This window comes from Terriglobus sp. 2YAB30_2 (genome assembly GCF_052114765.1).
Taxonomy (GTDB): Bacteria; Acidobacteriota; Terriglobia; order Terriglobales; family Acidobacteriaceae; genus Terriglobus.
Genome location: NZ_JBFRFJ010000034.1, coordinates 1 through 17,414, shown reverse-complemented (window position 1 = coordinate 17,414; position 17,414 = coordinate 1). Strand labels below are relative to the sequence as shown.

The following is a 17,414-nucleotide window of genomic DNA, read 5'->3' as shown; positions in this document are numbered from 1 at the left end:
AGAAACCGCATCGAACGATGCTTCAACAGACTCAAACAGTTCAGAAGGTTCGCCACAAGATACTGCAAATACGCTGCTTGCTTCGCTGCTACCGTCGCCCTCGCATGCTCGTGGTTACACCTCCAGCAATTTGTCGATACACCCTAGTTACACCTTCATTGGATGGGCATTCAAACTAGCAACTAGCAACCAGGAACTAGTAACTAGACAAGGATCCGTGTCACTCGATCACTGATGCCGCAAAGGATCTCATACGGAATCGTGCCTGCGATGGCGGCTTGTTCTTCGACCGGAACGCCGTCGCCGATCAGTGTGACCTCGTCACCGATGGCGGCGTCGGGAACGTGGGTGACGTCGATCACGGTCAGGTCCATGGAGACGCGCCCCACTATCGGTGCATGGACGATCGGTGCATGTGTCTCGCGCAACAGCACGCGGCCGCGATTGGAGAGCTCGCGCCGTAGTCCATCCGCATATCCAACGGGGATCAGCGCCAGCCGCATGGGCGTCGGTGCGGTGAAGGTGGCGCTGTAGCCCACGGTCGCTCCCGCAGGAACATCGCGCAGGCTCAGAATGCGTGTCTTCCAGGCCATCACCGGCTGCAGTGTCTGCCGCACATGGGGTGCGGCTCCGCTCAGCTTCAGAGCGTAGCCGTAGAGTGCAAGGCCGGATCGTGTCATCGGTTGTGCGCCGCAGGCGGTGGCGATCTCTTTGATCTGCGAGAGAATCTGTCCGGCGTCGACACCGGAGGTGTTTCCCGCGTGGACCCAGTCCAGCCGCAGACCGCTCGCTTTTACCTGTGCGGCGAAGCGATCCATCTGCTCCCGATTCAAAGGAGAGCCTGCCTCTTCGGTTGAACCCAGGTGCGTCATCGCGCTCTCAATTCGCAACGGAGAGTCCTCGGCGATCAGCGCGGCGAACGCTGCCAGATCGGCAACGCCCTGGCGAGCCATCCCGGTATCGACCTCTACGTGGACGGGAAAACTCTTCGGCCCCAGGCTGCGGGCGCGGGCAGCATCTTCCAGCAGGCGAAGCTGGTACTCCTCCCAGATCACGGGTGTCAGGCGATGTTCTACGGCCACAGCGGCCTCACCATTCCACACGCCACACATCACCAGGATGCGCGGCTGCAGGAAGCCTGGCAGCATGCCCAGCGATGCCTTGACGCGTACGCCCTCTTCCACCGAGGTCACACCCAGCCACGCGGCGCCGGAACCGGCAAGAACCGGAGCACACAACTCGGAGCCGTGACCGTAGGCATCTGCCTTTACAACGGCGAGCAGCTCCATGCCTGCAGCTTCGCGGGTATGGCGATAGTTCGTTGCCAGCCGCACGGCCGAGATCTCGGCCCATACCGGCCGTACGTGATTGGGTTCAACAGCGCGCATCTACTTCCATGCTAGTGGGCGCTGCGGTGGAATCTCACCTGCCGGGAACCTTAGCGGCTACCCATTTGCGTTTTTCGGCTTCTCGAACTGGCGCAGATAGTCTTCGAGGCGCTGGCCCTTCTTCAGCGTGAAGGGTTCATTCAGAAGCTCGAATTTTTCCATGCGGTCCAGGCGGAAGAGGCGGAAGTCGTTGCGCAGCTCGCACCAGGTGGCAGCAGTCCAGGCGCCGCCCCAGAAGTAAAGCGCCAGCGGACGCGCGCGCCGGTTATGGCTCCATTGCCCGTCTTCCCGGCAATAGTCGAAGCGGATGATGCGCTGCTCCACGCATGCCGCGTGAATGCGGTCGATCAGCGTACGCACGGTCTTTTGCAGCCGGTAACCCGGTGCATACATCATCACGGAGTCGATCTGCTGGCGCATCTCCGGCGGAAGGACGGCTTCGATCTTGCGCAGAGCATCGGCTGCCCCGGCAACGGCCTCGTCACCGCCCCAGGCTTTCACCAGCCGGGCTCCGAGGACAAGCGCGCTTAATTCGTTGGCATTGAACATCAGCGGAGGAAGATCCATGTCGCGGCGTAGCGTATAGCCCACGCCTGCCTCGCCGAGAATCGGCATGCCTGAGAGCTGAAGGTCGCGCACGTCACGATAAACAGTGCGTTCGCTCACCTCCAGCTTGCGGGCGAGATCGCGTGCCGTCAGCAAACGGCCGGCACGCAGGACTTGAACGATACGGAAGAGCCGGTCGGCACGGCGCATGGCAGCAATGGTATCCCGTCGTAGCGGTGGTTACTCGGTGGAATGCAGACCGACGGTGTTGCCCTCGGTATCGCGGATGCAGGCAAAGAAGCCGAAGCCGCCGGTGATCTCGGTCTTCGGAATCAGGATGGAGCCGCCCTTGGCCTTCACCCGCTCCAGCACCGGAGCAAGATCGCCCTTGCAGCTCAGATAGACGACCGTGCCGGAATCGCACGGCTTCTGGAACTCGCGCTGCACCAGCGCACCGCCGGTGCCGGCAGGATCCTTGGGAAAAACCACCATCGGGTTCTCATCGGGGAACGATTGCATGTTCATCTCCAGCACCTGCTCATAAAAGGCCTGTGCACGTTCAATGGAAAGGGTGGGAATCTCAAACCAGGTGGCAGCGGACTGCGGTCGTTCACTCATACGGTCGGTCTCCTTGTCGATTACAAGAAGCAGCGTACTGACGTCCTACTGACAGCATCCTGTCAGTAGGTTTTCAGGATTCTTCTGAGTAGAACTTCCGGCGCCAATAGGAGAGTGATCGATCAGTTCCGTATTCTGTAAGAGGGAGATCGACGATGACGCATGAGCTTCAAGCAGCGATTGAACGCCTGTACAGCGTCTTTTCGACGTATGGCCCTGTTCAGGAGATGGAGTTTTGTCCCTGCGGTTGCACCAAGTCTGATGCAATTGATCCGCTCCTCCACCGGACGGCGGTATCGATGGACTTCGCTGAACTCGCAGACTATTCCTTCAGCGCCATGACAACCTAGGGCAACGCTCAGAACTTCAAATACTTTCTGCCACGTCTGCTACAAGGGATTGCGTCGGAGGACTATCGATATAACACCGAGATTCTCTTCAGCAAGCTGAAATATGCGGAGTTTCTTTCATGGCCGTCCGTGGAAATAGATGCTGTGAGCGGCTTCATGGAGCAGATCTGGAAACTTGCTATCCAAAGTTATCCGGTCAATCCCGTTCTTCCCGCGTTCTTTGAGATCGAGACGCTGCTCTCTTCTATTGCACAAACGGGCGTCGCTCTTTCCCCATATCTGGATCTTTGGAGTGAGATAAATACGGTCGCAGCGACGAAGCATCTTCTGTATTTCGTTACGTTGCATGGAGAGGAGTTTGCCAATGGAGGCACACTCACCGCGGCCTTCTGGGAATCTGCGCCTGACCAGGCGTTGGAGCTAAGGCGGTGGCTCCTGCAACCTCAAGTCTGGAATTGGATTCAGGAAGGGAAAGACGTCCCTATCGATAGCGGCTTTGAGCCTCTCATGGCTCCGGCTCTTGCCGTACTCGCAAAAGAGATGGAATCTACCGCCGTGTAATCACCTGCCCGCAAGCCTCGTCAGTAATAGCGAGCTCTACTGCAGAGAGCTCACCAGATTGGCAGCTTTGGGACCCGTGGGCGTTATGCGATGCACGCTCACGGCTTCAAGACCTTTGCAGATAGGAACAGGCCTTCTTCGTGTACGTGGCCAAAGCAAGGCGGTAGAGCGGGGGTGCTCCAGGTCCCTCGGGGAGTTGGGCATTCGCGCTCCGCGCGAACCGCTTTTTGTCTGTCATTTCGTAGCGACCAACGGGAGCGGAGAAATCTGCTTCTCTACGGATGTATTCCGGTCAATATGATGAAAAGCGGTCTCGCTTCGCTCGATACCCCACCCTTCGTTTTCAACGAAGAATGGGGCAACGAAGGGAGTGCTCCTCATCTTGCCAGAGACTCACATTTGAGGGGTTAGTATTCAGCTCCGGAGTGAGCTGATTCCAGATTCTCGAAGCGTGTGTAATCGCTCAAGTACGCCATGTGCACACTGCCGGTCGGGCCGTTACGCTGTTTGGCGATGATGATCTCGGCCTTGCCCTTCAGATCTTCGTTCTCGCGATCGTAGTACTCTTCGCGGTGGATGAAGCAGACGACGTCGGCGTCCTGCTCGATCGATCCCGACTCGCGCAGATCGCTCAGCATCGGCTTCTTCTCGCCGCCACGCTGCTCGCTGGCACGCGAGAGCTGCGAAAGCGCGATCACGGGAACCTTCATCTCTTTTGCGAGGGCTTTGAGGCCACGCGAGATCGAAGAGACCTCCTGCGTACGGCTCTCGAAGCCCTTCTTACCCGGTCCGGTGGAGCCCGTCATAAGCTGCAGGTAATCGATCACAATCAGATCCAGGGCCCCTTCCTGCTGCTTCAACCTGCGGGCCTTCGCGCGCATCTCGGCGAGCGTGATGCCGGGGGTGTCATCCACATAGAGCTTCGACGACATCAGCCGGTCCAATGCGTTGACCAGCTTCTGCTTGTCTTCACGCGGAAGGAAGCCGGTCTGAATCTTCTTCGAGTTGACCAGTGCTTCGCTGGCCAACATACGGCGAAGCAGTGATTCCTTGCTCATTTCGAGCGAGAAGACCGCGACTACCTTACCATCGCGCACCGCCGAGTTCTGGGCGATGTTGATGGCCCACGCTGTCTTACCCATCGAGGGACGGGCGGCGATGATCGTAAGCTCCGAGTGCTGCAGGCCGCTGGTCATACGGTCGAACTCGCCATAGTGGGTACGCAGGCCGGTGATCTCGCGGCCCTGTTCGTACAGGGCGTCAATGGTGCCAAAGCTTTCGGCGACGATCTCACCAATCGAAGAGAAGCTCTTCTGGATGGCGCCTTCGGCGATCTCCAGAATGCGGCCTTCCACGCGCGAAAGCACATCGATGGCGAGCTCGGACTGGTCGGCCGACGCCAGCAGACCGTCGTTGCACACGCTCATCAACTGGCGCAGCAGACTCTTGTCCTTGACGATCCGAACGTAGTCTTCAATATTCGGATTCCGCGGAATGCCCTCGGTCAGGAACGAGAGATACGGAATGCCGCCGATCCCCTCCAGCTCCTTCTTGCGGGCCAGATTGTCGGAGACCGTCACGATGTCGATGGCGTGACCGGCCTCGATCATCTCCAGCATTGCGCCATAGATGCGGCGATGCGAGTCCAGCGAGAAGTCGTCGATCTTCAGCCGCGCGGTGGCATCGGTAATCGCCAGCGAGTCCGTGAGCATGGCGCCAAGGATCGTATTTTCGGCATGCAGCGCTGCCGGTGCGCCTTGCTGCTCAAGAATCTGAAGATAAGAGGCCATTGCTTCTTTAAAGAGTAGGCCGATTCTCCCGGCAGCGCCGCACCCTTTTTGGTTCAGAAATTCTGCACAAAACTCTTGCGGTGAGGAAATGTGGAAGACCCGTCTCGTTCTCCGGATCATTTATAAACACAGCGTAGCCATAGCGCACCTTCAGGTGCGCTTGTCTTGCTTAAGGGACGGCTTCAGCCGTCCCAATTCACGGGAGCCTATGAGCGGGCTTTACAGCCCCTGAGGGCAGAACACGACCCCTAAACCGCCTGCTTGCGGCCCTGTATCTCGATGTAAATATTGATCAGGCTCACCGCCGCCGGGGTCACTCCCGGAATCCGGCTGGCCTGGCCGATGGTCGCCGGGCGTACACGGCCAAGCTTCTCTTTCATCTCGCGGGAGAGGCCGCTGACCTGGGTGTAGTCGAACCATTCGGGGATCGACCGCTCTTCGGCCTTCTTCAGCTTCTCGATGTTGCGGCGCTGCTGGTCGAGGTAGCCGGAGAACTTGATTTCGGTCTCCACCGACTTCAGCTCGTTGCGCACCCATGAGGGTAAGGTCTCGCCCTGTAGGCCGGCGGTCATCGCCACAAAGCGGTCGTCTTCCTGAAGCTTGTCCCGGAAGAGAGGCAGAAGCTGATTGATGGTGACCTCAGGGCGCTTCAGAAGTTGGGCGAGTGTCTGCCCCTTGTTTTCGCCTTCACGAAGACGCTCGGTTGCCAGCAGCTTCTCCAAGGCAACCATGCGCGCCTGCTTAGCCTCGTAATCGGCCCACGCTTCGTCGCCGATCAGACCCAGGGTGCGTCCCTTAGGGGTCAGCCGGCGGTCGGCGTTGTCGATGCGCAGATGCAGACGGAACTCCGCCCGCGAGGTGAACATCCGGTAGGGCTCATTGGTGCCCTTCGAGATCAGGTCGTCGATCAGGATACCGGTATATCCGTCGGCGCGATCGAGCCAGAACGGGGCCTCACCCTTCACGCCGAGCGCGGCATTGATGCCAGCCATTAGGCCCTGGCAGGCAGCTTCCTCGTATCCCGACGTCCCGTTGATCTGTCCGGCGAGATACAGACCGTCGATCGACTTCACCTTCAACGAGCGGTCCAGCTCGGTCGGATCGATGGCGTCGTACTCAATGGCGTAGCCCGGCCGAAGCATCTCGGCCATCTCCAGTCCAGGGATGGAGTGCACCATGGCCGCCTGCACTTCCATGGGCAGACTGGTGCTCATGCCGTTGATGTAGACCTCGTGTGTGTTCAGGCCTTCGGGTTCCAGGAAGAACTGGTGCTGCGTCTTGTCCGGGAACTTGACGATCTTGTCTTCGATCGAGGGACAGTAGCGCGGTCCAATGCCCTCGATCTGGCCGGAGTACATCGCCGACCGGTGTACGTTCTGCCGGATGATCTCCAGCGTTTCCGGCGTGGTATAGGCGATATGGCAGCTCACCTGACGGAGTTGTGGCACGGTTTTGGTGCGGAAACTGAATGGAGTCGGATCCGCATCGCCGGGCTGCTCATCAAAGCGCGACCAGTCGATGGTGCGTCCGTCCAGGCGCGGAGGCGTACCGGTCTTCAGACGGCACTCGCGCAGGCCAAGGCGCTTCAGGGCTTCGCCCAGCAGGACGGAGGCAGGTTCGCCGGAGCGGCCGGCGGTGTAACGCTCCTCGCCGCAATGGATCAGCCCGTTCAGGAAGGTGCCGGTGGTGATTACGACTGCGCCGGCATGCACAACACGGCTGTCGCGCAGCCGGATGCCGGTAATGCGGCGAGCGCCGTCGGCGGTATCTTCCAGCACGACGTCGACAACCTCAGCCTGCTTGATGAAGAGGTTTGGCTGGCCTTCCAGCATTTCGCGCATCTTTACGCGATACAGCGCTTTGTCGCACTGTGCCCGCGGCGACCACACGGCGGGACCTCGCGAGGTATTCAGCAGGCGGAACTGGATGCCGACAGCGTCAGCGACTTCGCCCATAATGCCGCCCAGGGCATCGACCTCGCGGACAAGATGTCCTTTGGCAATGCCGCCGATGGCGGGGTTGCAACTCATCTGCGCAATCAGGTCAAGGTTCAGCGTGAACAGCGCGGTGCGCAGGCCCATGCGTGCAGCAGCCATCGCGGCTTCGCAGCCTGCATGCCCTGCACCCACTACCAGCACATCGAACTGTTCTGTAAACGCCATCGCTTCCGTCGGAATCCTTCTTTCCTATTTTAAGGGGATTCGGGGAGAATGTTTCATGCAAAGACTCCTCGCGTTCCTGTTCGCCCTGGCGCTGTCCGTCTCTCTTGCTGTTTCGCAGGCTGCTGCCCAGCAGTCGGCTATCTCGGCCGATCCTCCGATGGATCATGCACATCCGGCGACGATGGAGTCCGTACAGATCCCCAGCCACGGAGCCCTGCTCAACGGCCTGGTCTACATCGCCGCCGGTACGGGGCCGCATCCGGTGGCCTTCCTGCTGCATGGCTTTCCCGGCAACGAGCGCAATCTCGACCTGGCGCAAACCCTCCGCCGTGCCGGATGGGATGTGGTGTATTTCAACTACCGCGGCGCGTGGGGTACGCCGGGAGAGTTTTCGTTTTCGCATTGCATCGAAGATGCCCAGGCGGCGATTGCCTGGCTACGCGATCCGGCTGTGGCTGCCCGGCTCCGCGCAAATCCTTCACAACTCGTGCTTTTGGGCCACAGCATGGGCGGCTTCGTCGCCAACGAAGTAGCGGCACGTACACCGGGTATTAAGGCTGTGGTGACCATGTCTGCGGCGAATATGGGCATGGAAGCGATCCGGCAGGTGCCACCACAGGCAAAGAACGTGGCCGTCACTAAGGTCGCGGAACATCTTGCCAAGGAAGGCATGGCGCCGCTGGCAGGTTGCACACCCGAGGGACTGGCAAAGGAGCTGGCGGCGAATCTCACGCAGTGGGACTTCCCCACACTGGCGCCAAAGCTGACGAAGGTTCCGTACCTGATTCTTACCTCGGATGACGGCCTTGCTCCATCGAATGATGCATTTGCGGCAGCACTGACGAGCAGCGGAAATACACAAGTAGCCACAAAACACCTCGCAACAGACCACGGCTACTCCGATCAGCGCATTGCACTGCAGACGACAATTCTCGACTGGCTCGCAAAGCTGTAGATCTAACCCGCGACCGGGTGCCCATATCTGTGCCGCGGGGTCCCCGACGAACTTTGTTCGTTGGGGTGCAAGCAGATGTGGGCATTCGCGCTCCGCGCGAACCGTCTTTGTTTGTCATTTCATTAGCGCGGCGGGTCCGGACCAGATATCCCATTCATCGCGTCGCGATGGATGGGCCACCCAGTTCTGAGAAGCTCTTACAACCTCTCCCTCCCGCCGCGTCATCCCATATAGACGGCCACCGGCCAGCGCCACACCTCGGGAGATTTCTTTCGGCATGTTCACCAAAATCCTCCATGTCTGGCATGGCTGGTTCTTTGCCCTCTTCCTCTTCTGCGCCGCCCTGGTCTTCTCCAATCTCTTTCACTGGGTGCTCTTCCGTGTCCTTCGCCGGAAGCAGGCGGAGAGTACCAGTCCTGCAACGAAGGGTCTTGGCCTTGGTCTGCAGCGCTATCTCGCTCGTCCTGCGCGCGCAATCTTCGTGCTGACCTGTTTCTTTCTGGCAGAGCCCTTCCTGCCAATTCCTGCCCGTTATCACGACGATGTGCGGCAGGTGATGGCGATTCTGTTCGTCCTTTCCTTGGGATGGTTTGCTACCGGCTTTGTCTATGTGGTGCAGAACATCTTTCTCCGCCGCTACGACATCACCTCTACCGACAACATCCAGGCCCGCCGCATCCATACGCAGTTCGGGCTCTTTCGCCGCTTCCTGATCTCGCTTATCGTCGTCGTCACCGTTGCCGGCTGCCTTTGGACATTCCACGATGACCGTCTCTGGAAGGCAGGCACCGGTCTGCTCGCTTCTGCCGGCATTGCTTCGCTCGTTCTTGCCACTGCTGCCAAGTCCACCGCCTCGAATTTTCTGGCCGGTGTGCAGATTGCACTGACCGAACCCATCCGCATCGACGACGTAGTCATCGTGCAGGGTGAGTGGGGACGCATTGAAGAGATCACCTCCGCTTATGTCGTCGTCAAGATCTGGGACCTGCGCCGGCTGATCGTGCCGCTAAGTTATTTCATCGAGAACAGCTTCCAGAACTGGACACGCCAGTCCTCCGACATCCTCGGCACCGCCTTCCTCTACGTCGACTACACCATTCCTGTAGAGCCACTGCGCCAGAAGCTGCGTGAGATCTGCCAGGCCTCGCCGCTGTGGGACGGCAAAGTCTGCGGGTTACAGGTCACCGACATTAAGGAACACACCATGGAGTTGCGCTGCTTGGTCAGCAACCGCAATGCCGGCGACAACTTCGATCTCCGCTGCATCGTCCGCGAAAAGATGATGGAGTTCATTCGCGAAAACTACCCGCAGCACTTCCCCCGCACGCGCTTCGCTTCTCTGCCCGACGCTGGCCGGTCGCAGGGCGAAACCGCCGAGAAATTCACGACACCGATACAGAAGGCCTCGTAAGCTGGAGTTGTCATGCCGCTCGTCCTTTGTTTCAACCCGGGCAGCAACTCGCTGAAATTCGACCTTGTCGAGACGACCGCGAACCAGCCGCAGGCCTCTGCCGGCAAACGCCTGCTCACCGGCGACATCGACAACGTCGGTAAGGACACCACACTCGAGATCACGCGCGGCGACCAGTCGCTGCACTCCGAGCCATTGCCGGCGGGTGACTTCGACGCGATGACCACAGCTGCACTCGACGCTCTCGACAAGCTTGATCTTCCCAAACCCGATCTTGCCGGTGTTCGCGTCGTACACGGTGGAAGCGACTTCGATGCGGCGGTGGGAATCGACGATGAGGTAATCCACAAGATCGAGGCCCGCGCCGAGCTCGCTCCACTTCACAATCCCAAATCGGTCAAGGTGATTCGCGCGCTGCAACAGCATGGCAGCGCCCTGCCTATTGCCTGCACCTTCGATACCGCGTTTCATCACACGTTGCCCGAGGTCGCATGGCGTTACGCGATTGACTACGATGTCGCCAATCGCCACGGCATTCGCAAGTACGGCTTCCACGGCCTCTCGCATCGCTATCAGCTGGAGCAGTTCTGCTCACTGAGCAACACACCCCTCGAACAGGCGAACGTCATCACCAGTCATCTTGAGAGCGGATCGTCAGTCTGTGCCATCCGCGAAGGCAAATCGGTAGAGACCTCGATGGGCTTCACGCCGTTGGAGGGCCTGATGATGGGGACGCGCTCCGGCTCCATCGATCCGGCGATCCTGCCTTTTCTCATGCAGCACGAAAATCTTTCTTCGCAGGACGCGCTGCAGTTCCTGGAAAAGAAGTCGGGCCTGCTCGCGATCTCCGGCCAATCGCTCGATACCCGCATCCTGCGCAAGAAGACAGATGACCGTTCGCTGCTGGCCATGGCGATGTACGCCTATCGCGTTCGCGCCACTATGGGCGCCTATCTTGCGGTGCTTGGCGATGCACGCGCCATTGTCTTCGGCGGAGGCATCGGAGAGAATACTCCTGAAGTAAGAGGCCCCATTCTTGAGGGGCTCCGAGGCTGGGGCGTCGACGTCGACCCCGCCCGAAATACAAATGTCATGGCGGGTGACACTTTGCTCTCCTCGCCGGCATCAAAACTCGCCGTATGGGTGATTCACGCAGACGAAGGCCTGCAGCTGGCACACGAGTGCACGCAGGCCCTCCAGTAGGAGCATTTTCCCTGTAGCTGGGTATCCCGGAAAAGGAGTGCAGCGGCGTTTTCATTGCGGAAAACGCCCATAGATGACGAAACCCGACACTACACCCACAGGAAAAATGCTCCAGCCAACCCTTAACCACGGAGACACGCGATGCCGCTCACCGTTGAGGAAATCGCCGGTATTCATGCATACTGGCGCGCTGCCAACTATCTTTCTGTCGGACAGATCTACCTGCGCAACAATCCGCTGCTTCGCCGTCCGCTGACGGTCGGCGATATCAAGCCGCGCCTGCTCGGCCACTTCGGCACCACGCCGGGCCTCAACTTCGTCTACGTGCACCTCAATCGCATCATCAAGGCCCGCCGCCTCAGCATGCTGCTGATTACCGGGCCCGGTCACGGAGCTCCGGGCATCCTTGCCAACACCTTCCTCGAAGGCAGCTATTCAGAGACCTATCCCAACATTCAGCAGGATGCCGACGGTCTCAAACTCTTCTTCAAGCAGTTCTCGTGGCCCTACGGCATTCCCAGCCACTGCGCCGCCAACGTCCCCGGCTCTATCAATGAGGGCGGCGAGCTCGGCTACTCGCTGGTGCATGCTTATGGCGCAGCCTTCGACAACCCGCATCTCGTTGTTCCGTGCATCGTCGGCGACGGCGAGGCGGAGACGGGTACGCTGGCAACCTCCTGGCACTCGAACAAGTTCCTCAATCCCGTGACCGATGGCACCGTGCTGCCCATCCTTCACTTGAACGGCTACAAGATCGCGAATCCCACGGTGCTGGCGCGCATTCCGCAGGAGGAGCTGGAGCAGCTCTTCCGCGGCTACGGTTACACGCCGTACACGGTCGAAGGCGATGACCCCGAGGTGATGCACCGAAAGATGGCAGAGACGCTCGATCGCATCTTCGATCACATCACCGCGATTCGTGCCGATGCCGCGAGCCAGTATCCGCCGCAGCGGCCGGCCTGGCCAATGCTCATTCTGCGCACCCCCAAGGGCTGGACGGGGCCGCATATGGTGGACGGCAAACAGGTGGAGGGCACCTGGCGCTCGCATCAGGTGCCGCTGGATGAAGTGCGCTCCAACCCCGAGCATCTCACGCTGCTCGAAGAGTGGCTGCGGAGCTACAAGCCGGAAGAGCTCTTCGACAATCGCGGCTGTCCCGTGCCTCAGTTGCTCAACCTTGCTCCCAAGGGAGACCTGCGCATGTCGGTCAATCCCAGCGCCAACGGCGGCGAGTTGTTGAAGCCGCTGGTGCTGCCGGACTTCCGCGACTACGCCGTAAAGTGCAATGTGCCTTGCGCCACAAATGAGGTCTCGGCCACAAAGATCCTCGGCGACTACCTCCGCGACGTCATCCGCTACAACGCCGGCAATCGCAACTTCCGCATCTTCGGCCCCGATGAGACCGCCTCCAACCGCTTGCAGGATGTCTACCAGGCCACGCCGAAACAGTGGGAGGGTGAGCTGCTTCCCGTCGATGAGAATCTCGCCGCCGATGGCCGCGTGCTCGAAGTGCTGTCAGAGAATCTCTGCCAGGGCTGGCTCGAAGGCTATCTCCTTACCGGCCGTCACGGCTTCTTCTCCTGCTACGAGGCTTTCATCCACATCATCGACTCGATGTTCAACCAGCATGCCAAGTGGCTGAAGGCGTGCAAAGAGCTACCCTGGCGCAAGCCCATCGCTTCGCTGACCTATCTGCTCAGCTCGCACGTCTGGCGGCAAGACCACAACGGCTTCTCGCACCAGGACCCCGGCTTTATCGACCACGTCGCCAACAAGCAGAGCGAGGTGACGCGCATCTACTTTCCGCCCGATGCCAACTGCCTGCTCTCGGTCGGCGACCACTGCCTGCGCTCCCGCAACTACATCAACCTCATCATCGCCGGGAAGCAACCGGCACACACCTATCTCAATATGGATGAGGCAGTGCGTCACTGCACCGAAGGTCTCGGTATCTGGGCATGGGCTTCCACCTGTGCGCCGGAGGAGAAGCCGGACGTCATCCTCGCCTGCGCCGGCGATGTTCCCACCATGGAGGCGCTGGCCGCTGTGACGGTGCTGCGAAACTGGGCGCCAGCCCTCAAGATCCGATTCGTCAACATCGTCGATCTCTTTACGCTGGAGACGCCCGGAGAACATCCTCACGGCATCGACGACGAAAACTTCGAGAGGATCTTCGATCAGGAAAGCCCGATCGTCATGGCCTTCCACGGCTACCCAACCGTGGTGCACAAGCTCACCTACAAGCGCCGCAACCACGCCAGCTTCCACGTCCACGGCTTCCGCGGGGAAGGCACCACGACGACACCGTTCGATATGACGGTGCTCAACCAGATCGATCGCTTCTCACTTGCGCTCGACTGCGTCAGGTATGCACTACCCGAAGACTACGACCGCGTTCGCCAGCTCCACAGCGAAAAGATGCAGGAGCACAAACTCTACGTCGCGGAACACGGCGAAGATATGCCGGAAGTGAGGGATTGGAAGTGGACTAGTTAGTTGAATGGTTGAAAAACGTTGAATGGTTGAATAGTGGCGGAGATGGGCGAGCAGCAAAGTTTGCCACACCATTCAACTATTCAACAAATCAACTATTCAACCACCGCGCGATAGCGCGGTTGCAGACCTCTGGCTGTTCCTCAAACGGAAGATGTCCGACGCCATGCAGCACCAGCAGCTCGGCGTGATGCATCTCCTTTGCCAGCAGCTGTGCCGAAGGCAGGCTGACGGCGCGGTCGCGGTCGCCCCAGATCAGCAGTGCCGGAACATCGGCCAGCCGGTTCAGGACTTTCTTGAGGCCGCGCATGTCGCTGCCCCAGGAGCGCACGATCGCCAGAAGGTGATCCATGGTTCCGGGGATGCTGAGGTGCTCGGTGTAGCAGGCCAGCGTTCCGTCAATGATTCGCGAGGGCTCGCCGTACATGCGGCGCAGGGCGGCACGGTGCACCAGACCCGGCCACTGCGGAACGCGGCGTCCCAACCAGGCGCCTACCGGAGTGGAGAAGAAGCGTGCATTGCGCGCTCCGTGTCCGCAGAACGGGTTTGCCGGAGCGAAGAGCACCAGCTTGCCGACACGGTTCGTGTGTCGCGCGGCCAGCATCATCGCCAGCGCTCCGCCGTGCGAGTGTCCGGCGATATCGGCTTCGTCCAGACCAAGGGCATCCATCAGGCGTGCGATCCGGTCGGCGGTAGCCTCCAGGCTCGCGTCCAGGCCTGCGACCCGCTGGCTCTTCCCCATGTTGAAGAGATCTACGGCGTAGACCGTGGAATGGCGCGCCAGATCCTTAAGGTTCCGCCGCCAGGTCTGTCCGTCGGCCAGCAACCCGTGCAGCAGCAACAGCGGACGCCCCGTTCCGGCAACGCGATAGTGCACCGCGATACCGTCAACGACGACCTCTTCTTCACGGATATTGAGTGCTGCAGACACGGCCCTCTGTGCGTCCCTTCATTCAAACTGCGGGTCTTTCCCTGACACAGACGGCACGGAAGTCCCAACGCTCCATGTTACAGGACTGTTACAGGGAGGTGAAGGTTGCATTGCGGGATTTAATCTTAAAGTGTTCCCAGGCGGGAACGGGGAGGGACAGGAGTGCCAACCGAGAAGCTCACCGAACTTTCAGCCCAAGACCGTCAGGAGGCGATCGCCTCCCTGCAGACCTACGCCGAGCAGAATCTGGCCGAACCGCTCAATACGCTGGCGGCGGGTTTACTACTGGATTTTTTCCTGGAAGAGATCGGGCCCCTGGTCTACAACCGCGGTGTCGCCGACGCCCAGCAGCGCATGCAGCACAAGCTGATGGACCTCGACGGAGAGCTACACGCCGACGCCTTTCAGTACTGGCCTTCGCGCACCCAGAAGCGTCGCCCGGGCCGTTAAGCCGTAAGGGCTGTTAAAAGCGAATACCCCATCACCCGCGGAGGTGGTATGGGGTATTCGAGTGCAGCTTTGACGGTTTTGCTCTTCGTTACGTTGAGGGAAAAGCGGGGCATCGGAAAAACCTCCAATTACCCCCAAGCAGATATTGCAACAAACTTCAGGTATGGCAATGCAGCGATTCCACCGTTCTACTACTGCAACAACAACTCCACTGCCTGGGTGATCGTTGTTCCTTCCGGCAGGGCTTTGAATTCTGAGTGCTCTGACTGCTGCTGGCGATTGATGGTTTTGAAGAAGATCGCCCGTCCATCAAAGCGGGTCTGCATCTTCGCAACCTTCCAGATGGATGGAGCTACCTCCTCCCGTATGGTGCTGAAGCTGCTGCCGCTGCGAAGCGTGGCCAGCAGACCCATGCCGAAGCTCACGTCTTTCTCCAGGCGGCCATCGAGCTGGTGCAGGCGGAACTCACGTTCGTCCACCAGCACCGTGCCATGCATCGCGTGCATGACACGCTCTTCGAAGCTCTTTGGGGTGTACTCCGGATTAGGACGGTAGGCGATGCGGGTATATCGCCCCTCCTGTCCCACCCGTTCAAACAGAAACGCCTTAGGTAGCAGGTCCAACATGCGCTGCGCGCGCTGGGAGTCTTCCTGCTGCGCGTGAACGTCCTTCTGTAGCGCTTCGGAGTCGCCGGTGATCTGCTTTACCCGGTCGCGCTCGGTCTGCTGCCGGCAGGTATCCAGAGGCCTGCCGTCCTCTTCCACCAGCAGGCGGATGCGTCCTTCCGGCAGGTCGGCGACCCGCTCCTTCCACAATCTCCCATTCGTGCGGTCTGAGCGTTCGTAGGAGGTGTACAGGTACGCCGGCCGCGCTTTGGAGGCGGAGCTCTCCTTTGAGATCAGCGCGACGATAACCTCCATCGGTGTCGTCTGCACTCGCAGCATCTGGTCGGCGGCCTGGGCGGTACCGGCCATTGGAACCGACAACGTGATACAAGCAGCGAACTTTACGAACCAGAGCTTCATGGCAGCACCTTTGTCTCGACTGCCATTGTTATCCCGGTTAACTTCCGGCTATCCGTTTTCCAGACGACAAAGTGAAGTTCGTGTTCCTTATCGGGAAATTCAGGAGCGCTCGCGGTACGTCGTGCGCGCTTTCTCGATGGCCTTGTAGTTCTTTTCCGCCCACGTCCACACGCTGCAAAAGGCCTCTCCTAGGCTGCGGCCCAGCACCGTCAGCGTGTACTCCACCTTTGGTGGAATGACCGGATGCACCGTTCGTGTGACAAATCCGTCGGCCTCCATCTGCCGCAGCGTTTGCGTCAGCATCTTCTGGCTTACGCCATTGACCAGCTCTGCCAGTTGAGTGAAGCGCAGCGTACCATGCTGATCCAGGACTTCGAGAGTCAGCAGCGTCCACTTGTCGGCGACACGGGCGATGGTCTGTTGCACCAATGCATCCAGGTCAGGGTGTGGGGAAGACTTTCCGTCCGGCGACTGGAAGGCCAGGGCGGCTTTCGGTTTCTTCTTTGAGGATTTTGCGGGAGCCATATTACTTACCTCACGGTAACTGACATACGAAAAAGTGCCTACTTCCCAAAAGAGAGTGGCACTCCTACAGTAACTCAAGAGGGAGCATACCCATGAAGGTCACAGGAAACACGATTCTGATTACAGGCGGCGGCTCCGGTCTTGGCCGCGGTCTCGCCGAAGCCTTTCACAAGCGCGGCAATACCGTCATCATCGCCGGCCGCCGCAAAGAGGTGTTGGACCAGGTTGCTGCGGCGAACCCAGGTACCGTTGGGGTGCAGCTCGATGTGCAGAGCGAGGCTTCCATCAATGCCTTCGCCGCGGAGCTGACGGCAAAGTATCCCGCTCTGAATGTGCTCATCAACATGGCCGGCATTATGAAGACCGAACAGGTCATCGATCCCAAGGCAGCAGAGGAGACCATCAACACCAACCTCCTGGCGCCGATTCGGCTGACCGCCGCACTTCTGCCCACACTGCAGAAGCAGCCGAGTGCGACGATCATGAATGTCAGCTCCGGGCTTGCCTTCACGCCGCTCGCGCTGACGCCGACCTACTCGGCCACCAAAGCTGCGATCCACTCCTGGTCGCAGTCGCTGCGCTACCAGTTGAAGGGCGGCAGCGTCGAGGTTCTGGAACTGGCTCCGCCCTATGTGCAGACGGAGTTGCTTGGACCGCATCAGAAGAGCGATCCCCGCGCTATGCCTCTGGATGCCTTCATCGACGAGACCATGCAGATTCTGGAAACCCAGCCGCAGGCAAAGGAGATCCTGGTGAAGAACGTCCATCCGCTACGCTTCGCCGGCGACTTCAACGCCGAAAAGTTCGACGCCTGGTTCGAGCAGTTCAACACCCTGCTCGCCGGGCACTAAGGAAAACTAGGGCGTATCGACATATTCACTTCCGCTGCGGGAGAGTTTTTGTTGCAGTTTTTGCATGGGAGTATTGCGCTACGAGCTGACCGATGCTCAGTGGAATCGGATAGAAGGGTTGTTGCCAGGCCGAGCGGGTCATGTGGGCCGTCCTG

At 59.7% G+C, this 17,414-nt stretch carries 16 protein-coding genes and 1 pseudogene; 9 read left to right on the top strand and 8 right to left on the bottom strand.

Annotated elements, in window-relative coordinates:
* Positions 1 to 147 (top strand): annotated as a pseudogene (locus tag AB4Y89_RS24005) (IS5-like element ISAs34 family transposase); the annotation flags it as partial.
* A gap of 56 nt (positions 148 to 203) precedes the next feature.
* Here the strand turns inward: AB4Y89_RS24005 and alr are convergent.
* Genes alr through AB4Y89_RS23990 form a run of 3 tightly spaced genes read right to left on the bottom strand, consistent with a single transcriptional unit; the run spans position 204 to position 2,552 of the window.
* Positions 204 to 1,388, bottom strand: coding sequence for an alanine racemase (gene alr / locus AB4Y89_RS24000; protein WP_442303476.1), 1,185 nt, complete (start codon positions 1,386 to 1,388; stop codon positions 204 to 206).
* A 57-nt stretch (positions 1,389 to 1,445) separates the two neighbouring features.
* The gene (locus AB4Y89_RS23995) at positions 1,446 to 2,144 is read right to left on the bottom strand and encodes a helix-turn-helix transcriptional regulator (protein ID WP_442303475.1); all 699 of its coding nucleotides are present in this window, start codon (positions 2,142 to 2,144) and stop codon (positions 1,446 to 1,448) included.
* A 30-nt stretch (positions 2,145 to 2,174) separates the two neighbouring features.
* Positions 2,175 to 2,552, bottom strand: a complete 378-nt coding sequence (locus tag AB4Y89_RS23990; RefSeq protein ID WP_263416972.1) for a VOC family protein — start codon at positions 2,550 to 2,552, stop codon at positions 2,175 to 2,177.
* A gap of 155 nt (positions 2,553 to 2,707) precedes the next feature.
* On the opposite strand from AB4Y89_RS23990, the gene AB4Y89_RS23985 reads away from it, so the two are divergent.
* Together AB4Y89_RS23985 and AB4Y89_RS23980 are read left to right on the top strand one after the other, a co-directional pair.
* Positions 2,708 to 2,902: a hypothetical protein gene (locus AB4Y89_RS23985; protein ID WP_442303474.1), complete on the top strand. Its 195-nt coding sequence runs from the start codon at positions 2,708 to 2,710 to the stop codon at positions 2,900 to 2,902.
* A gap of 144 nt (positions 2,903 to 3,046) precedes the next feature.
* Positions 3,047 to 3,463: a hypothetical protein gene (locus tag AB4Y89_RS23980; protein ID WP_442303473.1), complete on the top strand. Its 417-nt coding sequence runs from the start codon at positions 3,047 to 3,049 to the stop codon at positions 3,461 to 3,463.
* A gap of 407 nt (positions 3,464 to 3,870) precedes the next feature.
* On the opposite strand, the gene dnaB is transcribed toward AB4Y89_RS23980, so the two are convergent.
* Both dnaB and mnmG read right to left on the bottom strand, forming a co-directional pair.
* On the bottom strand, positions 3,871 to 5,253 hold the full coding sequence (gene dnaB, locus AB4Y89_RS23975) for a replicative DNA helicase (protein WP_442303472.1): 1,383 nt from the start codon (positions 5,251 to 5,253) through the stop codon (positions 3,871 to 3,873).
* 248 nt (positions 5,254 to 5,501) lie between these two features.
* The gene (mnmG, locus tag AB4Y89_RS23970; RefSeq protein WP_442303471.1) at positions 5,502 to 7,415 is read right to left on the bottom strand and encodes a tRNA uridine-5-carboxymethylaminomethyl(34) synthesis enzyme MnmG; all 1,914 of its coding nucleotides are present in this window, start codon (positions 7,413 to 7,415) and stop codon (positions 5,502 to 5,504) included.
* Positions 7,416 to 7,470: 55 nt separating this feature from the next.
* Here mnmG and AB4Y89_RS23965 point away from each other — a divergent pair, with 55 nt between their 5' ends.
* The 4 genes from AB4Y89_RS23965 (at position 7,471) to AB4Y89_RS23950 (ending at position 13,480) form a co-directional block, all read left to right on the top strand.
* On the top strand, positions 7,471 to 8,370 hold the full coding sequence (locus tag AB4Y89_RS23965; RefSeq protein WP_442303470.1) for an alpha/beta hydrolase family protein: 900 nt from the start codon (positions 7,471 to 7,473) through the stop codon (positions 8,368 to 8,370).
* 277 nt (positions 8,371 to 8,647) lie between these two features.
* Positions 8,648 to 9,781 carry a mechanosensitive ion channel family protein gene (locus tag AB4Y89_RS23960; protein ID WP_442303469.1) on the top strand — a complete coding sequence of 378 codons (1,134 nt, stop codon included), beginning with the start codon at positions 8,648 to 8,650 and terminating at the stop codon, positions 9,779 to 9,781.
* A gap of 12 nt (positions 9,782 to 9,793) precedes the next feature.
* A complete protein-coding gene (locus tag AB4Y89_RS23955) occupies positions 9,794 to 10,984 on the top strand; it encodes an acetate/propionate family kinase (RefSeq protein ID WP_442303468.1) in 1,191 nt (396 codons plus the stop codon).
* Between the two features lie 141 nt (positions 10,985 to 11,125).
* Complete coding sequence (locus AB4Y89_RS23950; protein WP_442303467.1) at positions 11,126 to 13,480, top strand: phosphoketolase family protein; 2,355 nt, start codon at positions 11,126 to 11,128, stop codon at positions 13,478 to 13,480.
* Positions 13,481 to 13,568: 88 nt separating this feature from the next.
* On the opposite strand, the gene AB4Y89_RS23945 is transcribed toward AB4Y89_RS23950, so the two are convergent.
* Entirely contained in the window at positions 13,569 to 14,408 is an 840-nt protein-coding gene (locus AB4Y89_RS23945; RefSeq protein ID WP_442303466.1) for an alpha/beta fold hydrolase, read from the bottom strand.
* 162 nt (positions 14,409 to 14,570) lie between these two features.
* Between AB4Y89_RS23945 and AB4Y89_RS23940 the strand changes: the two genes are divergently transcribed.
* The gene (locus AB4Y89_RS23940; protein WP_442303465.1) at positions 14,571 to 14,858 is read left to right on the top strand and encodes a DUF2164 domain-containing protein; all 288 of its coding nucleotides are present in this window, start codon (positions 14,571 to 14,573) and stop codon (positions 14,856 to 14,858) included.
* Positions 14,859 to 15,049: 191 nt separating this feature from the next.
* Here the strand turns inward: AB4Y89_RS23940 and AB4Y89_RS23935 are convergent, their stop codons facing one another.
* Together AB4Y89_RS23935 and AB4Y89_RS23930 are read right to left on the bottom strand one after the other, a co-directional pair.
* The gene (locus AB4Y89_RS23935) at positions 15,050 to 15,883 is read right to left on the bottom strand and encodes a hypothetical protein (protein ID WP_442303464.1); all 834 of its coding nucleotides are present in this window, start codon (positions 15,881 to 15,883) and stop codon (positions 15,050 to 15,052) included.
* A gap of 99 nt (positions 15,884 to 15,982) precedes the next feature.
* A complete protein-coding gene (locus AB4Y89_RS23930) occupies positions 15,983 to 16,408 on the bottom strand; it encodes a winged helix-turn-helix transcriptional regulator (protein ID WP_442303463.1) in 426 nt (141 codons plus the stop codon).
* Between the two features lie 92 nt (positions 16,409 to 16,500).
* Between AB4Y89_RS23930 and AB4Y89_RS23925 the strand changes: the two genes are divergently transcribed.
* Positions 16,501 to 17,259, top strand: coding sequence for an SDR family oxidoreductase (locus AB4Y89_RS23925; RefSeq protein ID WP_442303462.1), 759 nt, complete (start codon positions 16,501 to 16,503; stop codon positions 17,257 to 17,259).
* Positions 17,260 to 17,414: the final 155 nt, after the last annotated feature.